We start from the raw sequence: 19,308 nt of genomic DNA on the forward strand, positions 1-19,308 counted from the left end.
CAGCGGCCGGGATGGCTGCCGGCACGCGGGAACGGCGCGCGGCACGTCGAGCGCCGGGGGTTCGTAGTCGACGACCGGCGAGACGGCGAAGGCGTCGGGCGGATCCGCGACGGGGCTGGTGTTCAACGCGCACTCTCCAACTCTTCGGTGCAACCGGAAGCCCGCTGGAGAGTGGCAGGCAGTGGCCATCATGGCACAACTCGCGGCCGCGCGTACCCGCGCTCGTCCGGGGCCCGGCGGAGGCGATTACCGTGGGGCGGGACATTCCCTTAGGCAGCAGGGCGACGAGGCGACGAGGAGGACAGCGCCCTATGGTGACCCGGTTGTCCCCATCGGACGCGTCGTTCTTTCGGCTGGAGAACACGGCCACCCCGATGTACGTCGGATCGCTGTCCATCCTGCGCCGCCCGCGCGCGGGATTGAGCTACGAGACGGTGCTGGCCACCGTCGAACAGCGGCTGGCCCAGATCCCGCGCTACCGGCAGAAGGTGCGCGAGGTGCGGGTCGGCTCGGCCCGCCCGGTGTGGGTCGACGACGGCGACTTCGACATCACCTACCACGTCCGGCGCTCCGCGCTGCCCTCCCCGGGCAGCGACGAACAGCTGCACGAGCTGATCGCCCGGCTGGCCGCCAGGCCGCTGGACAAGTCGCGGCCGCTGTGGGAGATGTATCTGGTCGAGGGCCTGTCCAAGAACCGGGTCGCCCTCTACACCAAGTCGCATCAAGCCCTCGTCAACGGCATGACCGCGCTGGAGATCAACCACGTCATCGCCGACCGCACCAAGCGCCCGCCGTCGTTTCCCGAGGACATCTGGGTTCCCGAACGCGACCCGGGCAACGCGCGGCTGATGTTCGGGGCCGTCGGCGACTGGTTCGTCGTGCCGGGCGCGCAGCTGCAGGCCGTCGGGTCGGCCATCGGCGGGCTGGTGACCGCCCCCGGCGAAATCGTCGCGACCGGCCGTCGGGTCCTCGACTTCGCCCGCAACGTGGCGCGCGGCACCGCGCCCAGCAGCCCGCTGAACGCCACCGTCTCGCGTCACCGGCGGTTCACTGTCGCGTGCGGCAACCTCGACGACTACCGGACGGTGCGCGCGGTACGACTGCGACGTCAACGACGTGGTGCTCGCCGTCATCGCCGGTGCCCTGGGCAACTGGCTGATGTCGCGCGGGGTGGCGGTGTCGCCGACCGCCACGGTGCGGGCCATGGCGCCGCTGTCCATCTACGCCGACGGCCAGCTCGACGCGACCGGGCCCGGCCAGGCCATCAGCCAGGTGATGCCGTTCCTGGTCGACCTGCCGGTGGGGGAGCCGAACGCGGTGGTGCGGTTGTCGCAGATCGCGCACGCGACCGAGTCCAACCCGACGGCCGCCCGCCTGGTGGACGCCAGGACCATCGTCACGCTGTCCGGATTCGCGCCGCCCACCTTGCACGCCATGGGCATCCGGGTCGCCACCAGTTTCCCGAGCTTTTCCCGGCGGACGTTCAACCTGTTGATCACCAACGCGCCGGGGGCCCAGTCGCAGATGTACGTCGCCGGCACCAAGCTGCTGGAGACCTACGCGGTGCCGCCACTGCTGCACAACCAGGCGCTGGCCATCAGCGTGACGTCCTACAACGGCATGCTGTATTTCGGCATCAACGCCGACCGTGAAGCGATGAGCGACGTCGAGCTGCTGCCCGGCCTGCTGAGCCAATCGCTCGAGGAATTGCTGGAAGCTTCCCGCTCGTAGTCGGAGGTGAAACTTGCTGCCTGGATCTATCATCCGTTGATATGAGCATCGCGACCAAAGACGGCGAGTCCGCGAAGGCACACACAAAGAAATCGCCGCCCGTGCGGAAGGTGCCCGACGCGGTATACCGAGCTGAATTGTTCAGGCTGCAAACGGAATTCGTCACGCTGCAGGAGTGGGTTCGGCACACCGGCGCCCGCGTCGTGGTCATCTTCGAAGGCCGCGACGGAGCGGGCAAGGGTGGAACCATCAAGCGGATCACCGAATACCTGAACCCACGGGCCGTCCGCATCGCGGCACTGCCCGCGCCGACGGAGCGGGAGCGCGGACAGTGGTACTACCAGCGCTATATCGCCCATTTACCCGCCAAAGGGGAGATCGTGCTGTTCGATCGGTCGTGGTACAACCGCGCCGGTGTCGAGAAGGTCATGGGATTCTGCACGCCCCAGGAGTACGTGTTGTTCTTGCGGCAGACGCCGATCTTCGAGCAGTTGCTGATCGACGAGGGGATCCTGCTCCGCAAATATTGGTTCTCGGTTTCCGAGGCCGAACAGCTGCGCCGGTTCAGGGCTCGGCTGAATGACCCTGTGCGGCAATGGAAACTGTCCACCATGGACCTGCAATCGGTCTACCGATGGGAAGAATATTCGCGGGCTAAGGACGAGATGATGGTGCACACCGATACCTCGTTCAGCCCTTGGTATGTAGTGGAATCGGATATCAAAAAGCACGCGCGGCTGAACATGATGGCCCATTTGTTGTCCACGATCGACTACCACGACGTGGAACGGCCGAAGATCAAACTGCCCAAACTTCCGCTGCCTGCCGTCAGTTACCAGCGCCCGCCGCGCGACCTGGCGACGTATGTCGACGACTACGCGGCCACGTTGATCGGGGATTGAGCCATCCAGGTTTACATTCCGGCCACGCTGGCCATGTTGCAGGGGTTGGTCGCTGACGGCTTGTTGCGGCCCGTCAACGGGACCGCGTTCGCCCTGACGCCGATGTTGCGCGAGGCGTACGCCGAGGGCGACGACGACGAGCTCGCCGAGGTCGCGTTGCGCGAGGCGGCGCTGGCGTCGCTGCGCCTGCTGGCGGACTCCGAAGCCGCCGGCGCCGGATCTCCGCCGCCGCGGCGCGCGGTGCTGGCCGCCGAGGTCGGCGACGTCACCTTCCGGCCCGACCTCGACGACGCCGTGGTGAGGCTCGCCGGGCCCGTCGCGCTGGAGGACGTGATCGCCGCCTACGTCGACAACGCGGACGCCGAGCCGGCCGTGACCAAGGCGATCGAGGCCATCGACGCCGCCGACCTGGGCGACGAGGACGCGGAGCTGATCGTCGGCGACGCGCAGGACCACGACTTGGCGTGGTACGCCAACCAGGAGTTGCCGTTCCTGCTCGAGCTGCTCTGACCAGCCCGGCGACGGTGTGTGCGGCGTAGCCGTCCATCGGGCGATCAATCACGCCGGATGTGACCCTTTCCGGGCCGCGGCGCTAGCTACGGAACCGTAGGTTACGGTACCGTAGGTTTCGTGAGGCCCCAGGAATCGACCACAATGGTGAGTGCAACCAAGACGCCGCGTAGTGAGCAGGAGCTTCCGCTGGGTAGACGTAACCCCTCGATCGTGGGCAACGTCGTCGACACCAAGCGACCCGTTGTCGCGGGTGCGGACCGGCATCCCGGGTGGCACGCGCTGCGCAAGCTGGCCGCACGCATCACGACGCCGCTGCTGCCCGACGACTATCTGCATCTGGCCAACCCGCTGTGGTCGGCGCGCGAGCTGCGGGGTCGCATCCTCGAGGTGCGCCGCGAGACAGAGGATTCCGCGACCCTGGTGATCAAGCCGGGTTGGGGCTTCAACTTCGACTACCAGCCGGGCCAGTACATCGGTATCGGCCTGCTGGTCGACGGGCGCTGGCGCTGGCGGTCGTATTCGCTGACGTCCAGTCCCGCCAAGACGTCGGGATCCGGCTCCGCGCGCACGGTCACCATCACCGTCAAGGCGATGCCGGAAGGGTTCCTGTCCACCCACCTGGTGGCGGGCGTCGAGCGGGGGACCATTGTCCGGCTGGCCGCGCCGCAGGGCAATTTCGTGCTGCCCGACCCCGCGCCGTCGTCGATCCTGTTCCTCACCGCCGGCTCCGGCATCACGCCGGTGATGTCGATGCTACGAACATTGTTGCGCCGCAACCAGATTGGTGACATCGTGCACGTGCATTCGGCGCCCACCGAATCGGACGTGATGTTTCGCACCGAGCTGGCCGCGCTGGCCGCCGACCATCCGGGCTACCGCCTGGCGCTGCGGGAAACCCGCACCCAGGGTCGTCTGGACCTGGCGCTGCTCGACCACGAGGTGCCGGACTGGCGCGAACGGCACACCTGGGCCTGCGGACCCGAGGGCATGCTGACCCAGGCCGAGAAGATCTGGTCGGCCGCGGGGGCCGGCGACCGACTGCACCTGGAACGCTTCGCGGTGACCAAGGCCGCACCGGCGGGCGCCGGCGGAACGGTCACTTTCGCCCGCAGCGGTCGCGCCGTCGCGGCGGACGCCGCCACGTCGTTGATGGACGCGGGCGAGGGCGCCGGCGTGCAGATGCCTTTCGGCTGCCGAATGGGTATATGTCAGTCATGCGTCGTGAACCTGATGGAGGGTCACGTGCGTGATCTGCGCACCGGCGCCGAGCACGACCCGGGCACGCGGATTCAGACCTGCGTGTCGGCCGCTTCCGGCGATTGTGTGCTCGACATCTAAATGCTACTCACAGGTAACCTACGCATTCGTAGGTTACGATAGCGTAGGTCTGGACCTGGTTTTGGGACGGACAAATCGACCGTAGGGAGGAAGACGATGGCGATCACCGACGTCGACGTATTCGCCCATCTGACGGACGCCGACATCGAGAACCTGGCCGTCGAACTGGACGCCATCCGCCAGGACATTGAGGACTCGCGCGGCGAGCGGGACGCCCGCTACATCCGCCGCACCATCGCGGCGCAGCGCGCGCTGGAGGTTTCCGGCCGGCTGCTGCTGGCCGCGAGTTCGCGCCGCTCGGCGTGGTGGGCGGGAGCCGTCACCTTGGGCGTGGCCAAGATCATCGAGAACATGGAGATCGGCCACAACGTCATGCACGGCCAGTGGGACTGGATGAACGACCCGGAGATCCACTCCACCACGTGGGAATGGGACATGAGCGGGTCGTCCAAGCACTGGCGCTACACCCACAACTTCGTGCACCACAAGTACACGAACATCCTCGGGATGGACGACGACGTCGGCTACGGCCTGCTGCGCGTCACCCGTGACCAGCGCTGGAAGCGCTTCAACCTGCTCAACCTGGTCTACAACACGATGCTCATGCTGCTGTTCGAGTGGGGCGTCGGCCTGCAGCACGTGGAGCTCGGCAAGATCGTCAAGAAGCGGATGGATCACGACGACGCCCGGCAGCGGGTGGACGAGTTCCTCGCCAAGGCCGGCCGACAGGTGGTCAAGGACTACGTCGCGTTCCCCGCGCTGACCGCGCTCTCGCCCGGGGCGACCTACGCGTCCACGCTGAAGGCCAACGCGCTCGCCAACGTGATCCGCAACGTGTGGGCCAACGCGGTCATCTTCTGCGGCCATTTCCCCGACGGCGCAGAGAAATTCACCAAAACCGACATGATCGGCGAGTCCAAGGGCCAGTGGTACCTGCGCCAGATGCTGGGCAGCGCCAACTTCGAGGCCGGCCCCGCGCTGCGCTTCATGAGCGGGAACCTGTCCCACCAGATCGAACACCACCTGTTCCCGGATCTGCCGAGCAATCGGTACGCCGAGATCGCGGTGCGGGTGCGCGAGGTCTGCGACAAGTACGACTTGCCTTACACCACAGGCTCATTCCTGCTGCAGTACGCCAAGACGTGGCGGACCCTGGCCAAGCTGTCGCTGCCGAACTCCTACTTGCGCGACACCGCCGACAACGCGCCGGAGACGCGCAGCGAGCGGATGTTCGCCGAGCTCGAGCCCGGTTTCGCGGGCACCGACCCGGAGACCGGCCGCCGGCGCGGGCTGAGGACGGCGATCGAGACCGTACGCGGCTGGCGACGCACCAAGCGCGCGCAGCGCGAGGCGCGCCGGGCGGTCGGCGGCGCGGACGACCTGGCGGCCTAGCCTTTCGTCGCCGAACGTGCACTCAGGGCGGTATTTCGGCTTGTTTTTCGCCGTGAGTGCACGTTCGGCGCAGCGGCGGGGGTAGCCGCCCTCGCGCAGGGCCGGCCGCCATACTGGGATGCGTGCAGGTGTTCGTCGGATCGCAGGTGTCGCACTGGGACTTCCCCCGCAGCACGGCCAGCGTCGCGCTGATGACCGAGTTCGGTTGCGAGAATGGGCTTGCCGTGGCCGACGTGCTCGAGGGCACCGGCCTGTCGGAGGCCGACCTGCGCGACCACAACCGGATGATCGTGGGGCGCCAGGAGCTGGCGGTGGTGACCAACCTGGTGAAACTGCTGGGTGACCCGGCCGACCTCGGGGTGCGGGTGGGCGGCAGTTATCACGTCGGGTCGCTGGGCATCTTCGGTTTCGCCTGCCTGACCAGTTCGACGCTGGGCGACGCCGTCCGGTTCGCGGCCCGCTACTACGAGCTCAGCTACGGTTTTTGTCTGCCGACCGTCACGGTGGCGGGCCCGGTGGCGGCGATGCGCCTCGACCTGCCCGACGTGACCGGTCCGGTGGCGGAGTTTCTGGTGCGCCGCGATCTGGCGGCGATCGCCCGGGTGATGGCCGAACTGCTGGGCCGGCCCGTCCCGTTCACCGCGATCGAGTTCGCCGGGCCGGCGCCCGCTTCGGGTGATGCGTTGGCGCGCAAGGCGTTCGGCGTGACGCCGGGTTACGGCGCGCCGGCCAATGTGGCGCGGTGGCCGGCCGCCCTGTTGGGCGACCCGCTCCCGCAGGCCAGCGAGATGACCGTGGCCATGTGCGAGCAGCAGTGCCGCGCCCTGCTCGAACGCCGCCGCCAGCGGACCGGCGTGGCGCAGCGCGTCCGCGAGCGGCTGGCCTCCATCGACGGCGAACCCCACACGATCACGGCCGTCGCCCGGCAACTGGCGATGAGCGAGCGCACGCTGCGACGGCGCCTGGCCGAGGAGAACACGACTTTCCGGGATCTGGTCGAGGAGGTGCACCGGGTCCTCGCCGAGGAACTGCTGGCGACGGGCGCGCTGTCCGTCGAGGACGTCGCGCTGCGGCTGGGCTACGCCGAGGCGACGAGTTTCATCGCCGCCTTCAAGCGGTGGACGGGCACGACGCCCGCGCGCCATCAGCGTTCGGTCGCGCCCCGCGCGCGGCTGGTTGCCGTCTGAGCGTGGCCGGAATCATGGATTTGCCGTCCGCAATCGGCTGCCGGTGACCCGCCGCCCGCCCCTACCGTTGCTTCATGACTTCGCCCACTCGCAAGCCTCGCGTCCTGGTCATCGGCGCCGGGTTCGGTGGCCTCGCGGCCGCCCACGAGCTGTCCAGGGACGGTCTCGCCGACGTGACGGTGCTGGAGAAGGCCGACGGCATCGGCGGCGTCTGGCGGGAGAACACCTATCCCGGCGCCGCCTGCGACGTTCCGTCCAACCTGTACTCGTACTCGTTCGCCCGGAAGACCGACTGGGGGCGGCGGTACGCCGAGCAGCGCGACATCCTCGGCTACATCCACGACACCGCCGACCGGTTCGGCCTGCGCAAGCTGGTCCGGACCGGGGTCGAGGTCACCTCGGCACGCTACGACGATCCCTCCGCCAGCTGGCGGGTGGAGACGTCGACCGGCGAAACCTTCGAGGCCGACGTGCTGGTGCCCGCCGTGGGCCAGCTGTCGCGCCCGGCGCTCCCGAACATTGCGGGGCTCGACACCTTCGCGGGCCCGTCCTTCCACTCGGCGCAATGGCGCCACGACGTCGACCTGGCCGGCAAGCGGGTCGCGGTGCTCGGCACCGGCGCGTCGGCGATCCAGTTCGTCCCGCGCATTCGCCGGGTCGCCGGGCGCGTCACCGTCTTCCAGCGCTCCGCCCCGTATGTCATCCCGAAGCCGGACCGCGCCTACACCGACGCGCACCACGCGGCGTTTCGCACCGTGCCGGGGTTCGCCGCGGCCATGCGCGCGTTGATTTGGGAGATCTCGGAGTTCTTCGGCCTCGCGCTGACCAAGGTCGCCCCGCTCGCCCGGGTGATCGGCGTCGTCGCGGCGGTGAACCTCAAGCGCCACATCAAGGATCCCGTGCTGCGGGCCAAGCTCACGCCCGACTACCCGATCGGCTGCAAGCGCGTGCTGTTCAGCAGCGACTGGTACCCGGCGCTGGCGTGTGACAACGTCGACGTCGAGACGCAGGCGATCACCGAGGTGACGGCGACCGGCGTGCGCACCGCCGACGGCGTCGTGCACGAGGTGGACGTCATCGTCTACGGCACCGGGTTCAAGGCGACCGAATTCCTCGCGCCGATGACGGTCACCGGCCGCCACGGGCGCGACCTGCAGTCCGAGTGGGCGCAAGGTGCGCGCGCCCATCTGGGCATGGCCGTGCCGGGCTTCCCGAACATGTTTTTGATCTACGGCCCGAACACCAACCTGGGCAGCAGTTCGATCATCCTGATGATGGAGCAGCAGGCCCGCTACATCCGCCAGATCACCGAAGAGCTCGCCCGCGGGGGCGTGGCGCGCGCGTTCGAGGTCCGGGCCGCCGTGGAGCAGGCCTACGACGCGGAGGTCCAGTCTCGCCTGGACGCCGGCGTGTGGACCACCTGCGACTCCTGGTATCGCGCTTCCTCGGGCCGGGTCACCACCAACTGGCCCGGACTGGTGCACGAATACCAGCGCCGCACCAGGACGGCGGTGCTCAGCGACTACGAGGTGGTCCTGCCCGAACGGGCGGCCGAGGAAGTCGGCGCCTGACGCCGCGGCTGGGACTACGCTCGCAAACATGCTCGCAGCGTTCGGATTCGAAACCCTCGGTGTGGTCGTCGGAGACATGTTCTTCGTCGACCCGCGCCCGCTCGAAGGCCAGGAAACCCCGGAGCGGGGGGTCAGGCTGGAACTGCGCCTGGTCGACCGGGATCAGCCGCAGGGGTCGATCTACGCCGGCGTCCCGATCGCCTTCAACCGTCCGGTGTGGCGGGTGGACCTGTTCGGCTCCACCGAGAGCCCGCCCGGGACGCTGGACCGCGCCCATCACCACCCGAAATTCGACGGGTGGGAGCCCGGGCGGCGGCATTTCGTTCCCGAGCTGTCGGCCGACCCCGTCGCCTGGCTGGCCGGGCAGCTGGCCGACCCGGCCGCCGTGCTGGCCCGGGCGGGCGTCGACCCCGATGAGGTGAGCGACGCCGACAAGGCCGGGCTGGCCGCGGCGGCGCCGGAGATCGTGGCCGCGGTGAAGCGGATGCTCGACGGCGTGCGGGACGGTGAGCTGGCCCCGACGCCGGCCGAGCCGGTGGCCGCGGCCCGCACCGGCTGGCTCTAGCGAGTCACTGCCCGTCCCGGCCCTGCCGGGTAGGGTTCATTTGCCGCACTGGGTGTTCGAGCGGCTTATCGGTGATCAGCCGACGCTTGCGGTTACCGGTCGCGCGGCCCACTCCCTGATCGCCGGCGCCAGCCACCGCCGGAGGTAACCACGAAGTTCGTCCGCGTCGCGCGGTGGGTCGCTGGGGTTGGACATGAAGGAGTGCACCGCGCGGAGCGCCCATTCGACCAACTCATCCAACGCTTGCGACGCGACCGGCGTTCGCTCCCAGTCGACGGACGTGTGTTCGACCAGAACCTGCTGTCCGATGCGACGCGCCGTCTCGGACGTGACGCTGCGCAGCAGCGCGTGCGACGGCTCTTCGAGAAGAAGCCGAAGGTACGGCTCGTTGGGCACTTCGGTGACGGTGAGGACGATGCCCTCGACGACGGCCTCCGCGACGTCGTCAATCGTCTTCAGGCGTTCGGCCATGGTCTTCAGGAACCTGCGCGTGCCTTCAGTGGCGGCCGCTCGCAATAACGCTGTGGTGCTGGGAAAGTACCGGTACACCGTCTTCCTGCTGACCCCGAGTTCGGCCGCGACGTCGGCGATGGTGGTCTGTCCGCCGCGGCGTCGCACGCAGCGGTCGGCCGCCGCCACGATCCGCGCGGCGGCATCCTCGTCGCTGGTCGGCGGTTCTCCCCGCCATCCGTGGGTCCGCATATCTGCAAAGGTAATCGAGGCTGGACATCGGCGATACAACCTTGCTAAACATGTATCGTCAAGCTTTCGGTAAGTGCGTATGTTCTTGTGCGTGTGCCAGTGATGAGGACGCCCGATAATGAGCGGTCAATGCAGCGACGACATCGAACGCATCGCCAACCGCTTAGGGTTCAGCTGTGAGCACGCCTCGCCATGGGTGACTCTGAGAAGTCCCTTCGGACTGGCGAATTGGACGCTGCCCGTACTCGAATTGTTGGTCGTCGCGGGCGCGGTGCTGGCGCTCTGGTGGGCGATTCGCCGGCTACGCCGTGACAGGGACCCCGCCAACATCGTGATCTGGTTCGCCACGGTCGTCTACCTCCTCATCGTCGAGCCGCCCCTGTACTTTCCCGCCGCCTTCGGCACCGACGACACCGTCGGTGCGGTCTTCGTGCACAACGTCTTCACGGTCCAGTTCATGTACGACCGGTTGCCGGTCTACATCGTCGCGCTTTACCCGGCGATGATGACTCTGGCGTACGAAGTGGTCCGTAGTTTGGGCGTATTCCGAGACTGGGGCTCCTACGTCGGCGCCGTGTGCGTGGGCGTCACCCACCAGTGCTTCTACGAAATCTTCGACCAGTTGGGTCCGCAACTGCGCTGGTGGGCATGGAACACCGACAACGCGATCAACCAACCGATGTTGGCCTCGGTGCCGATGAGTAGCGTCTTGCTCTTCGCCACCGTTGGGCCGGCCTGCGTCGCTTTGTTCACACAACTCCTGGTGACTCGTCCCATCGAACGTGGCCGAGTGCTGAGTCGAATCGCATTGACCGCCCGCACATTCGGCGTGGCGGTGTTGGTGCCGGTTGGCTTGGTTGTCGCCAACATTCCGATTCTGCTGGTCGGCGGCGACCGTCCGGACAGTACGCTGCGACGGGCGGTGTACTTCGTCCTCCTCGCCGCGTTCGCCGTGGTGGCGATCCCGGTGCTGTGGCGTCAGTGGCGCAACTCGGCGTTCACCCCCAACGCGCGCAATCCTTTCGTCGGCGTCTTCGGCTCCGCGTTCCTGATCGTGCTCGGAGCGCTGTGGTGGTCGGCCATGCCCGCCTACCTGAACGCCTCCAACGGCATCACGCCCGACGGAACGCGCACCGGCAGCTTGAGCTACGTGCTGGCGTGCTTCCTGCTTGCGATCGCACTGACCGTGTCGGTGACGATCCGCAGCCCATCGGCTCTGCTGCGTCGACCGCGGCAGACCCGGCACGGGGTGGCGCCGTGACCGAACTGGAAATTCGACGCATGCGTTTCGACCTGGACGGCGACGTGCCATTCAACTGGAACGCGGACAACCCCGCCTTTTCCACCTACATGAACATGGTCTCGATCATGGCGATCTGCTTCGAAAAGATGATCGTCTCCACCGTGCGAGAGGCCATGCCGCACATCGCCGACCCCGTGGTCGCTGACGAAGCGGAGGCCTTCTTGCGGCAGGAGGCCCAACACGCCAACGCGCACCGCCAGCATCTCCGAGCCCTGATCCTAAAGCATCCCGGCCTACAGGAGACGCTCGACGAGGCCGTCGCCTCGTATGACCACCTGACGGATACAACCCCGCTGAAGTTCAGACTGGCCTACATCGCGGACCTGGAAGCAACTTTCACGCCGTTCTTCAAAATGTTGCTCGATAACGAGGCGACACTTTTTCGTCCCGGTGACGAACGAGTGGCGTCGCTGCTGATGTGGCACTTCGTCGAAGAGGTCGAACACCGTAGCTCGGCGCTGGTCGTTTACGACGCGGTGGTCAACGACAAGCTGTACCGAATGCGCGTGCTGCCCCGCGTCGTCCGACACCTGCTGCACGTCTCCACCCGCCTGTTGGAAAGCCTCAACGTTGGCGTCCCGCTATCCGAACGTGGGGTGGATGCACGCGATTTCACTCCGTTGCGGGGCATCCGGGCCAGGATGCGTGACCGCATATGCAAACGCGGCAAGACTGCTTCGCAGCGCGTGAAGCCGGCGCTGAACACGGTGCCGTGGCGGCAAAAGCTCTCCGCTTTCGCGCGGGTGATGATGAGCCAAACGCCGTTACATGATCCTGCAAACGAACCGCTCCCGAAGTTCGCGGACGCCTGGTTCCGGCGTTACAACCAGGGCGATGACGTTTGCCACTGGTACTCCAGCCAACTCGCCAATTAGCCGCGGGCGCGGAGCTGTTCGTTCAGGAGCCGCTGGTCACCTTGTCGGCCAGCGAGGACAGCTTGGCGTCGAGTTGTTCCGCGGCGGCGAGCAATTCGGGATTGGGCTCGACGACCATCAGCGACGACGGCTTGACGTAGGTCAGGCTGCTGCCGGCGGGCTCCTCCAGGATCAGGAGTTCGACCGGGGCGAACAGGCCCGCGGTCAGGTCGTGACGCAGCATCGTGATCGCGATCAGCGGGTTGCCGAGGATGACGCGGATCGCCTTGCGCTCGATGCCGGCCTTGGTGATCCACCCCCCGTGGTCGACCAGGCCGAACAACATGAATCCGCTTGGCCCGAGGTGAGATTCAATCCGCCTCCGGTAGGAATCCCAGCTGTCGGTCGTGGTCACGATGTCGTTGATGGGGACGGGCCGCTCGCCGATGTCGGCCAGCAGGGCGGCGAGCAACTCGTCGTAGCCCTTGGCGCTGTCACAGCGCACCCGCACGCCCTCGAACGGGGTCTCGGTCATAATTTCCCCGTCCTCATATCCTCGCCGATCTTCAGGATCGGAGTCCGGTTCTCCGGTTGCACCCTCTCCCAGAGGCCTCCCTTTCCCAGCGCTCTTCCCCGCTCGTCTTCTCTGCGGAACCATTCCTCGGCATTCCGGATCCGGTTCGGGTGAATTTGATCGAGCAGGTCGTAATCGCGTTTGACGACTCCGTATTTCCACAGATTCCAGAATCCCGTGAAGTTGTCCCGGACGTTCATGGTGCTCTTGTCGCTGGAGTCCGCGTTGTACCCGGCGGGCTGATCCGCGAGCCTGCCGAGCGCGCCATCTCTCCAGTACGTGTCCAAATCCGTGTCGACGTAACGCGCCGGGTGTCCGGTGACCTTCTCGAACGCCCTGGCAAGATCCGCATAGGCGATATGGTCGATAGCGACTTCGAGATCCATGCCGTTCGCGCGGTCGGGATGGTCGAAGATCCACCGGACGTAATGCCCGCAATCTTCGAGAGCCACATGAGGCACGGCACCCGCACCGAGCGGAACCCGCCACGTCACGACACCATCCTCGACGGAAGGTGCCATGGGCGTCCCGGGTGAGATCACCATCTCGATGTACGGACCCGACGTGAAGACCGCCGCTCCCATCCGGGAGCGATTCACCTGGTTCTGGAACAGGATCCACTCGCCCACCCGGCCCTTGCCGTCATAGTGGCCGGTGCGGAATCGAGAGTCGTATCCCGACTTCTTGAGCCCGTAGTCAAGGTTCGCATAGACGAAGAATTTGATTCCTTCCTCGACCGCTATCTCGTAACTGCGGATGGCCCAATACATCTCGGTTTTCTCGCCGGTGTTGAACCCGTCGATGTTGACGAATGCCGCATCGCAACCGCGGAATCCTTCCCGCAGGATCGCCTCGTCGGCGAATGAGCCTTCCAGCACGGACACGTTGTCGAGGGCCAGGAGCTCCTTGGCCCGCCGCGAGCCGGGGTCGCGGCTGAGGAATCGAACGGAATATTTCTTGTCGGCGACCAGGGCGCGGATGACGGGCATGCCCTGGGCTCCGGTGCCGCCGACGACAAAGACTCTCGAGCTGCTGGGCGACGACATCGTCGTTAACCCAGCCGCTCGATGATCGTCGCGTTGGCCATGCCGCCGCCCTCGCACATCGTCTGCAGCCCGTACCGCCCGCCGCGCTGCTCGAGAGCGTTGACCAGCGTGGTCATGATGCGGGCGCCGCTGGCGCCCAGCGGGTGGCCGATCGCGATGGCGCCGCCGTTGACGTTGGTCTTGGCCAGGTCGGCGCCGGTGTCGTGTGCCCAGGCGAGCACCACGGGCGCGAAGGCCTCGTTGACCTCGAACAGGTCGATGTCGGCCAGCGTCAAACCGGCCCGCCGCAGCACCTTTTCGGTGGCCGGGATGACCCCGGTCAGCATGTAGAGCGGATCGGAGCCGACCACGGTGGTGGTGTGGATGCGGGCCAGCGGGCGCAGCCCAAGCTTGCTCGCGACGTCGCTGGTCGTGATCAACACCGCGGCACTGCCGTCCGAGAGCGGCGAGGAGTTGCCGGCGGTGATCTCCCAATTGATCTGCGGGAAGCGGGCTTCCATTGCCTCGCTGTAGAACGCCGGCCGCAAACCCGCCAGCGTCTCGACCGTGGTGCCGGGCCGGATGAATTCGTCGGTGGACAGGCCGGCGATGGGGATCAGCTCCTTGTCGAACAGGCCGTCCTTGGTGGCGCGGGCCGCCTTGTCGTGGCTGCGGGCGGAGAACTCGTCGAGCTGGGTGCGCGAGAAGCCCCAGCGCGCCGCGATCAGTTCGGCGCTGATGCCCTGCGGCACCAGCCCGTCGGGGTAGCGCCGCGTCATGTCCGCACCGAAGGGATTGCTGCCCGGCAGCACCGAGGTGCCCATCGGGACGCGGCCCATCGACTCCACACCGGCGGCGACGACGACGTCGTAGGCGCCGGAGAGCACGCCCTGGGCGGCGAAGCTGATGGCCTGCTGGCTGCTGCCGCACTGGCGGTCGATCGTGACGCCGGGAACCGACTCGGGGAATCCGGCGCCCAGCAACGCATTGCGCGCGATGTTGACCGCCTGGTCGCCGACCTGGGCGACGGCGCCGGCGATGACGTCGTCGACCTGCGCGGGGTCCACACCGGTGCGCGCGACCAGCTCGCGCAGGCTGTGGGCGAGCAGGTCGGCGGGCAGCACGTCGTGCAGCGCGCCGCCCGGCTTGCCCTTGCCGATCGGGGTGCGGACGGCCCCGACGATCACGGCGTCGCGGTTCATGGCTCCTCCTCGAGCTGAGTATTAACTCCTATACCCAGCTATAACACCTAGGTACACTGAATGCAACCTAGATCGGAGGGTGATCTGCGTGACAATGCTGCAGGGGCCGCTGGCCGACCGTGAGGCCTGGTCGGCGGTCGGCGAGTGTGCGATCGAGAAGACCATGGCGGTCGTCGGGACGAAATCCGCGATGCTGATCATGCGCGAGGCGTACTACGGCACGACCCGGTTCGACGACTTCGCCCGCCGGGTGGGCATCACCAAGGCGGCCACCTCGGCGCGGCTGTCCGAGCTGGTCGAGCTCGGCCTGCTGACACGCCGGCCCTATCGGGAACCCGGGCAGCGCAGCCGCGACGAGTATGTGTTGACCGAGGCGGGGATCGAGTTCATGCCGGTGGTCTGGGCGCTGTTCGAATGGGGCCGACGACACCTGCCGGGCCGCAACCGGCTCCGGCTGACGCATCTGGGCTGTGGCGCCGATGCGGAGGTGCAAATACGGTGCAGCGAAGGGCATCTGGTGCCGCCCGACGAACTGGGCATGCGGCTGGCTAAGCCTGGTTGAGCGCGGCCAGCAGGCGGCGGGCGGCGGCCACCCGGCGCGCCGCGGGCCCGGACAGCGCGTCGAGCGCACATTCGGGGTCGGCCGGCGGGCCCATGTGGCCGCAGCCGCGCGGGCAGTGCTCGATCGCGCCGGCCAGATCCGAGAAGGCCATCAGCACGTCGTCGGGCTCGATGTGCGCCAGCCCGAACGACCGGATGCCGGGGGTGTCGATCACCCAACCCGACGTCGCCAGTGGCAAAGCGACCGACTGGGTGGAGGTGTGCCTGCCCCTGCCGATGTCGGTGACCTCGCCGACGGCCCGTTCCGCCTCGGGCACAAGGCGATTCACCAACGTGGACTTTCCGACGCCCGAATGCCCGAGCAGCACGGTGATTTTGCCGGCGAGCAGATCGGCCACCGCGAGCAGCGGATCGTCGCGGCCGGCGGCGACCACCGTCAGGTCCAGGTCCACAAAATGGGCGGCGAACGGCTCCGGCGGGGCGAGGTCGGTCTTGGTCAGGCACAGGATGGGCGTCAGCCCGCCGGCGAAAGCGGCGATCAGCGCCCGGTCGACCAGCCCGGTGCGCGGCGGCGGGTCGGCCAGCGCCACCACGATCAACAACTGGTCGGCGTTGGCGACCACCACCCGCTCGGTGGGATCGGTGTCATCGGCGGTGCGCCGCAACACCGTTCGCCGTTCGCCGCGCCGCACGATGCGTGCCAGCGTGTCCGTCCGCCCGGACAGGTCGCCGACGACGTCGACGTCGTCTCCCACCACGATCGGGGTACGGCCCAGTTCCCGGGCGCGCATGGCCGTGACCCGCCGGGTGGGGTCGCCGCCGAGCACGCATCCCCAGCGCCCGCGGTCGACGCTGACCACCATTGCGGCCTCGGCGTCGGCGTGCTCGGGACGAGTCTTGGTGCGCGGTCGCGAGCCCCTGCCGGAGCGGACCTTGACGTCGGACTCGTCGTAGTCGCCGGGCCTCAAATATCGGACTCCAGCATCCGCGCCCACAGCTCCGGAAACTCCGGCAGCGTCTTGGAGGTGGAGCCGATGTCGTCCACCTCGACCCCGGCCACCCGCAGCCCGACGATCGCGCCCGCCATCGCCATCCGGTGGTCGGCGTAGGCGCGCCAGACGCCGGCCCGCAGCGGTGTCGCGGTGATCACCAGGCCGTCTGGCGTTTCGGTGCAGTCGCCGCCCAGGCGGTTGATCTCGGCGCTCAGCGCGGCGAGCCGGTCGGTCTCGTGGCCGCGCAGGTGGCCGATGCCGGACAGGTGCGACACCGATCCCGGCTTGGCGAGCGCGGCCAGCGCCGCCACCGCGGGGGTCAGCTCGCCGACGGCGCGCAGGTCGACCTCGAAACCCGGGTAGTCGGCGCTACCCTGCACCTCGAGGAACGAATCACCCTGGGTGACAACGGCGTTCAGCTTGCCCAGCACGCTCAGGATGTGGTCCGCGGGCTGCACGCTGGCCGCCGGCCAGCCGGTGATGCGCACCGTTCCGCCGCTGACCACGGCCGCCGCCAGGAACGGCACCGCGTTGGTCAGGTCGGGCTCGACCTGCCAGTGCCGCGCCGCGACCGGGCCGGGGCGCACCCGCCACACGTTGGCAACCGAATCGTCGACGTCGACCCCGGCCTGCCGCAGCATCACCACGGTCATCGCGATGTGCGGCGCCGACGGCAGCGTCGCGCCGGTGTGCCGCACGGTCAGGCCCTCGGCGAACGACGGCGCGCACAGCAGCAGTCCCGAGACGAACTGCGAGGACGCCGAGGCGTCGATGTCCACGGTCCCGCCGGCGACCGAGCCGCCGCCGTGCACCCGGAACGGCAGGCCCGCGCCCTCGATCGGCACCCCCAGGCCGCGCAGCGCGTCGAGCAGCGGCGCGATGGGCCGCGCGCGGGCCTGCTCGTCGCCGTCGAACTCCACCACCGCCTCGGCCAGCGCCGCCAGCGGCGGGACGAAGCGCAGCACGGTCCCGGCCAGGCCGCAATCGACGCGCGCGCCCGGGCCCGGAGCGATCCGGCCGCCGACCGTCAGCTCGGACCCGGCGCCGTCGACGCGCAGGCCCAGCGTGCGCAGCGCGCCGATCATCAGGTCGGTGTCCCGGCTGCGCAGCGCGCCGCCGATGGTCGGGGTGCCCCGGCCCTGCGCGGCCGCCAGGGCGGCCAGCACAAGCGCCCGATTGGTCTGCGACTTCGAGCCCGGAACGGTCACGGTCGCGCGCACCGGTTGGGTCGCCGTCGGGGCCGTCCAGGTAGTCACGCGTCCATCATGGCGTGTCAGGGTCTTCTGCCACCAATGGGAGGTCGGTGGCTCTGCCACCATGGAAGGTATGTGCGGACGGTTCGCGGTCACCACCGATCCGGCGCTGCTGGCCCAGAAGATCAAGGCGATCGACGAGGCCACCGGCGCCTCGGAAGGTGCCGGGGCGCCCAACTACAACGTGGCCCCCACCTCGACCATCGCGACCGTCGTGAGCCGGCACGCCGACCCCGACGACGAGCCCACCCGCAGGGTGCGGCTGATGCGCTGGGGGCTGGTCCCGCCGTGGGCCAAGGCCGGCGAGGACGGGGCACCCGAGACCAAGGGCCCGATGTTGATCAACGCCCGCGCGGACAAGGTCACCACCTCGCCCGCGTTCCGTGCGAGCGCCAAGTCGAAGCGGTGCCTGATCCCGATGGACGGTTACTACGAATGGCGGGTCAACGACCCCGCCGCCGGTAAGAAGTCCCGCAAGACGCCGTTCTTCATGTACCGCGAGGACGGCGAGCCGCTGTTCATGGCGGGCCTGTGGTCGGTGTGGAAGCCGGCGAAGGAGGGCTCGCCGCTGCTGAGCTGCACGATCATCACCACCGACGCGCCCGGCGAGCTGGCCGAAATCCACGACCGGATGCCGCTGGTGGTGCCCGAGGGGGAGTGGGACCGCTGGCTGGACCCGGACGGTCCGATCGACCAAGCGCTGCTCACCCGGCCGCCCGACGTGCGGGGCATTCGCATGCGTGAGGTGTCGACGCTGGTCAACAACGTCCGCAACAACGGGCCGCAGCTACTCGAGCCTGCCGAACCGGAACCCGAGCAGGCGAGGCTGCTTTAGTTGCTGAGGACCAGCTTCCAGTTGCCGTTGACGTTGCGATCCGGGATGCACCAGAAGTTGTTCCAGTTTCCCGGGGTCGAGGCCTTCACGCCGGGCCCGGCGTCCTGGCAGGCCTGGCGGGTGGGGTAGTTGCCTTCGGTCTGGATCGTGTCGGCGTTGGAGATGCCCACACCGACGGTCATCAGCCCGGAAAAAGCCAGCACACCGGCCGCGACGATCGTCGCGCCGCGGGATCGCTTCGTCTTCATGGCGCGAGCGTAGCGGCACGGCGAGAAGTCGGCCCGGTTTTCGCCACGGCGTTAACCCGCCGGCTACGCGCGGATGCCGGCGGTGATCGCGCCGGTCAACCGGATCAGGTCCTGCGGCGACACCCCGACGTCCCAGCCGCGGCGCCCGGCGCTGCAGTACACCCGGTCCCAGGCCAGGGCATCCGCGTCCACCACGGTCGGCAGGGCCTTGCGCTGCCCGAACGGCGACACGGCGCCCAGCACGTAGCCGGTGGCCCGCTCGGCGGCGGCCGGCTCGGCCATGCTCGCCTTGCCCGCGCCCAGCGCGGCGGCGGCCGCCTTCAGGGAAAGCCGGGCCGGCACCGGCAGGATCGCGACCCCGAGGCCGCCGGGCACCGCGATGACGAGGGTCTTGTAGATCTGCTCGGCCGCGATGCCGCGCGCGGTCAGCGCGTGCACCGCCTCGCCGCCGAACGAGCGTTCGCGCGGATCGTGGTCGAAGGTGACGACCTCGTGCGGCACCCCGGCTTTCACCAACGCGGCCAGCGCGGGCGTGGCGGCACGGGCCACCGCCCAACCCC

Annotated in this window: 19 protein-coding genes and 1 pseudogene; 12 read left to right on the forward strand and 8 right to left on the reverse strand. The window is 68.4% G+C overall.

What is annotated here, in order from left to right:
* The first annotated feature begins 311 nt into the window (after positions 1-311).
* The 8 genes and pseudogenes from HMPREF0591_RS33760 to HMPREF0591_RS08730 all read left to right on the forward strand — a co-directional run bounded on the left by HMPREF0591_RS33760 (position 312) and on the right by HMPREF0591_RS08730 (position 9,199).
* Positions 312-1,731, forward strand: a pseudogene (locus HMPREF0591_RS33760) (WS/DGAT/MGAT family O-acyltransferase).
* 41 nt (positions 1,732-1,772) lie between these two features.
* On the forward strand, positions 1,773-2,633 hold the full coding sequence (ppk2, locus tag HMPREF0591_RS08700; protein WP_007168114.1) for a polyphosphate kinase 2: 861 nt from the start codon (positions 1,773-1,775) through the stop codon (positions 2,631-2,633).
* A 3-nt stretch (positions 2,634-2,636) separates the two neighbouring features.
* On the forward strand, positions 2,637-3,143 hold the full coding sequence (locus HMPREF0591_RS08705) for a DUF6912 family protein (RefSeq protein WP_425270163.1): 507 nt from the start codon (positions 2,637-2,639) through the stop codon (positions 3,141-3,143).
* Positions 3,144-3,290: 147 nt separating this feature from the next.
* The gene (locus HMPREF0591_RS08710) at positions 3,291-4,484 is read left to right on the forward strand and encodes a ferredoxin reductase (RefSeq protein ID WP_425270164.1); all 1,194 of its coding nucleotides are present in this window, start codon (positions 3,291-3,293) and stop codon (positions 4,482-4,484) included.
* A 96-nt stretch (positions 4,485-4,580) separates the two neighbouring features.
* Positions 4,581-5,876 (forward strand): fatty acid desaturase family protein, encoded by a 1,296-nt coding sequence (locus tag HMPREF0591_RS08715; RefSeq protein WP_007168117.1) that lies wholly within the window; start codon positions 4,581-4,583, stop codon positions 5,874-5,876.
* Positions 5,877-5,998: 122 nt separating this feature from the next.
* Positions 5,999-7,063, forward strand: a complete 1,065-nt coding sequence (locus HMPREF0591_RS08720) for an AraC family transcriptional regulator (RefSeq protein ID WP_007168118.1) — start codon at positions 5,999-6,001, stop codon at positions 7,061-7,063.
* Positions 7,064-7,137: 74 nt separating this feature from the next.
* The gene (locus tag HMPREF0591_RS08725) at positions 7,138-8,634 is read left to right on the forward strand and encodes a flavin-containing monooxygenase (protein WP_007168119.1); all 1,497 of its coding nucleotides are present in this window, start codon (positions 7,138-7,140) and stop codon (positions 8,632-8,634) included.
* Positions 8,635-8,662: 28 nt separating this feature from the next.
* Positions 8,663-9,199, forward strand: coding sequence for a hypothetical protein (locus HMPREF0591_RS08730; protein ID WP_007168120.1), 537 nt, complete (start codon positions 8,663-8,665; stop codon positions 9,197-9,199).
* A 75-nt stretch (positions 9,200-9,274) separates the two neighbouring features.
* Here the strand turns inward: HMPREF0591_RS08730 and HMPREF0591_RS08735 are convergent, their stop codons facing one another.
* Complete coding sequence (locus HMPREF0591_RS08735; RefSeq protein ID WP_007168121.1) at positions 9,275-9,901, reverse strand: TetR/AcrR family transcriptional regulator; 627 nt, start codon at positions 9,899-9,901, stop codon at positions 9,275-9,277.
* 118 nt (positions 9,902-10,019) lie between these two features.
* Here HMPREF0591_RS08735 and HMPREF0591_RS08740 point away from each other — a divergent pair, with 118 nt between their 5' ends.
* Together HMPREF0591_RS08740 and HMPREF0591_RS08745 are read left to right on the forward strand one after the other, a co-directional pair.
* The gene (locus tag HMPREF0591_RS08740) at positions 10,020-11,162 is read left to right on the forward strand and encodes a hypothetical protein (RefSeq protein ID WP_007168122.1); all 1,143 of its coding nucleotides are present in this window, start codon (positions 10,020-10,022) and stop codon (positions 11,160-11,162) included.
* Entirely contained in the window at positions 11,159-12,079 is a 921-nt protein-coding gene (locus HMPREF0591_RS08745; protein ID WP_040621443.1) for a metal-dependent hydrolase, read from the forward strand. Before HMPREF0591_RS08740 ends, HMPREF0591_RS08745 begins: the two co-directional genes overlap by 4 nt.
* A 22-nt stretch (positions 12,080-12,101) precedes the next feature.
* Here the strand turns inward: HMPREF0591_RS08745 and HMPREF0591_RS08750 are convergent, their stop codons facing one another.
* The 3 genes from HMPREF0591_RS08750 to HMPREF0591_RS08760 are packed head-to-tail and all read right to left on the reverse strand — an operon-like array spanning position 12,102 to position 14,859.
* A complete protein-coding gene (locus tag HMPREF0591_RS08750; protein WP_007168124.1) occupies positions 12,102-12,593 on the reverse strand; it encodes a DUF302 domain-containing protein in 492 nt (163 codons plus the stop codon).
* On the reverse strand, positions 12,590-13,678 hold the full coding sequence (locus HMPREF0591_RS08755) for an NmrA family NAD(P)-binding protein (RefSeq protein WP_007168125.1): 1,089 nt from the start codon (positions 13,676-13,678) through the stop codon (positions 12,590-12,592). The genes HMPREF0591_RS08750 and HMPREF0591_RS08755 overlap by 4 nt, the downstream gene beginning before the upstream one ends.
* 5 nt (positions 13,679-13,683) lie before the next feature.
* Positions 13,684-14,859, reverse strand: a complete 1,176-nt coding sequence (locus HMPREF0591_RS08760) for a thiolase family protein (RefSeq protein ID WP_007168126.1) — start codon at positions 14,857-14,859, stop codon at positions 13,684-13,686.
* 88 nt (positions 14,860-14,947) lie between these two features.
* On the opposite strand from HMPREF0591_RS08760, the gene HMPREF0591_RS08765 reads away from it, so the two are divergent.
* Positions 14,948-15,421: a winged helix-turn-helix transcriptional regulator gene (locus HMPREF0591_RS08765; RefSeq protein WP_007168127.1), complete on the forward strand. Its 474-nt coding sequence runs from the start codon at positions 14,948-14,950 to the stop codon at positions 15,419-15,421.
* On the opposite strand, the gene rsgA is transcribed toward HMPREF0591_RS08765, so the two are convergent.
* Both rsgA and aroA read right to left on the reverse strand, forming a co-directional pair.
* Entirely contained in the window at positions 15,408-16,388 is a 981-nt protein-coding gene (rsgA, locus tag HMPREF0591_RS08770) for a ribosome small subunit-dependent GTPase A (RefSeq protein ID WP_007168128.1), read from the reverse strand. The genes HMPREF0591_RS08765 and rsgA overlap by 14 nt on opposite strands.
* Complete coding sequence (gene aroA / locus HMPREF0591_RS08775; RefSeq protein ID WP_007168129.1) at positions 16,385-17,668, reverse strand: 3-phosphoshikimate 1-carboxyvinyltransferase; 1,284 nt, start codon at positions 17,666-17,668, stop codon at positions 16,385-16,387. The genes rsgA and aroA overlap by 4 nt, the downstream gene beginning before the upstream one ends.
* A 70-nt stretch (positions 17,669-17,738) precedes the next feature.
* Between aroA and HMPREF0591_RS08780 the strand changes: the two genes are divergently transcribed.
* Positions 17,739-18,500 carry an SOS response-associated peptidase gene (locus HMPREF0591_RS08780; protein ID WP_040621448.1) on the forward strand — a complete coding sequence of 254 codons (762 nt, stop codon included), beginning with the start codon at positions 17,739-17,741 and terminating at the stop codon, positions 18,498-18,500.
* On the opposite strand, the gene HMPREF0591_RS08785 is transcribed toward HMPREF0591_RS08780, so the two are convergent.
* Complete coding sequence (locus HMPREF0591_RS08785; RefSeq protein WP_007168131.1) at positions 18,497-18,748, reverse strand: hypothetical protein; 252 nt, start codon at positions 18,746-18,748, stop codon at positions 18,497-18,499. The two genes, HMPREF0591_RS08780 and HMPREF0591_RS08785, sit on opposite strands and share 4 nt — an antisense overlap.
* A 63-nt stretch (positions 18,749-18,811) precedes the next feature.
* Positions 18,812-19,297, reverse strand: a complete 486-nt coding sequence (locus HMPREF0591_RS08790) for a YbaK/EbsC family protein (RefSeq protein ID WP_007168132.1) — start codon at positions 19,295-19,297, stop codon at positions 18,812-18,814.
* Between the last annotated feature and the right edge of the window lie 11 nt (positions 19,298-19,308).

Origin of the sequence: Mycobacterium parascrofulaceum ATCC BAA-614 (assembly GCF_000164135.1) — a bacterium.
In the GTDB taxonomy this organism is placed as follows: domain Bacteria; phylum Actinomycetota; class Actinomycetes; order Mycobacteriales; family Mycobacteriaceae; genus Mycobacterium; species Mycobacterium parascrofulaceum.

What these genes read in the sequence shown, in the direction of transcription:
- HMPREF0591_RS08785 (WP_007168131.1), bottom strand. Translation starts at nt 18,748, where the DNA reads ATGAAGACGAAGCGATCCCGCGGCGCGACGATCGTCGCGGCCGGTGTG.
- HMPREF0591_RS08725 (WP_007168119.1), top strand. Translation starts at nt 7,138, where the DNA reads ATGACTTCGCCCACTCGCAAGCCTCGCGTCCTGGTCATCGGCGCCGGG.
- ppk2 (WP_007168114.1), top strand. Translation starts at nt 1,773, where the DNA reads ATGAGCATCGCGACCAAAGACGGCGAGTCCGCGAAGGCACACACAAAG.
- HMPREF0591_RS08755 (WP_007168125.1), bottom strand. Translation starts at nt 13,678, where the DNA reads ATGTCGTCGCCCAGCAGCTCGAGAGTCTTTGTCGTCGGCGGCACCGGA.
- HMPREF0591_RS08730 (WP_007168120.1), top strand. Translation starts at nt 8,663, where the DNA reads ATGCTCGCAGCGTTCGGATTCGAAACCCTCGGTGTGGTCGTCGGAGAC.
- HMPREF0591_RS08780 (WP_040621448.1), top strand. Translation starts at nt 17,739, where the DNA reads ATGTGCGGACGGTTCGCGGTCACCACCGATCCGGCGCTGCTGGCCCAG.
- HMPREF0591_RS08715 (WP_007168117.1), top strand. Translation starts at nt 4,581, where the DNA reads ATGGCGATCACCGACGTCGACGTATTCGCCCATCTGACGGACGCCGAC.
- HMPREF0591_RS08750 (WP_007168124.1), bottom strand. Translation starts at nt 12,593, where the DNA reads ATGACCGAGACCCCGTTCGAGGGCGTGCGGGTGCGCTGTGACAGCGCC.
- HMPREF0591_RS08760 (WP_007168126.1), bottom strand. Translation starts at nt 14,859, where the DNA reads ATGAACCGCGACGCCGTGATCGTCGGGGCCGTCCGCACCCCGATCGGC.
- HMPREF0591_RS08740 (WP_007168122.1), top strand. Translation starts at nt 10,020, where the DNA reads ATGAGCGGTCAATGCAGCGACGACATCGAACGCATCGCCAACCGCTTA.
- HMPREF0591_RS08735 (WP_007168121.1), bottom strand. Translation starts at nt 9,901, where the DNA reads ATGCGGACCCACGGATGGCGGGGAGAACCGCCGACCAGCGACGAGGAT.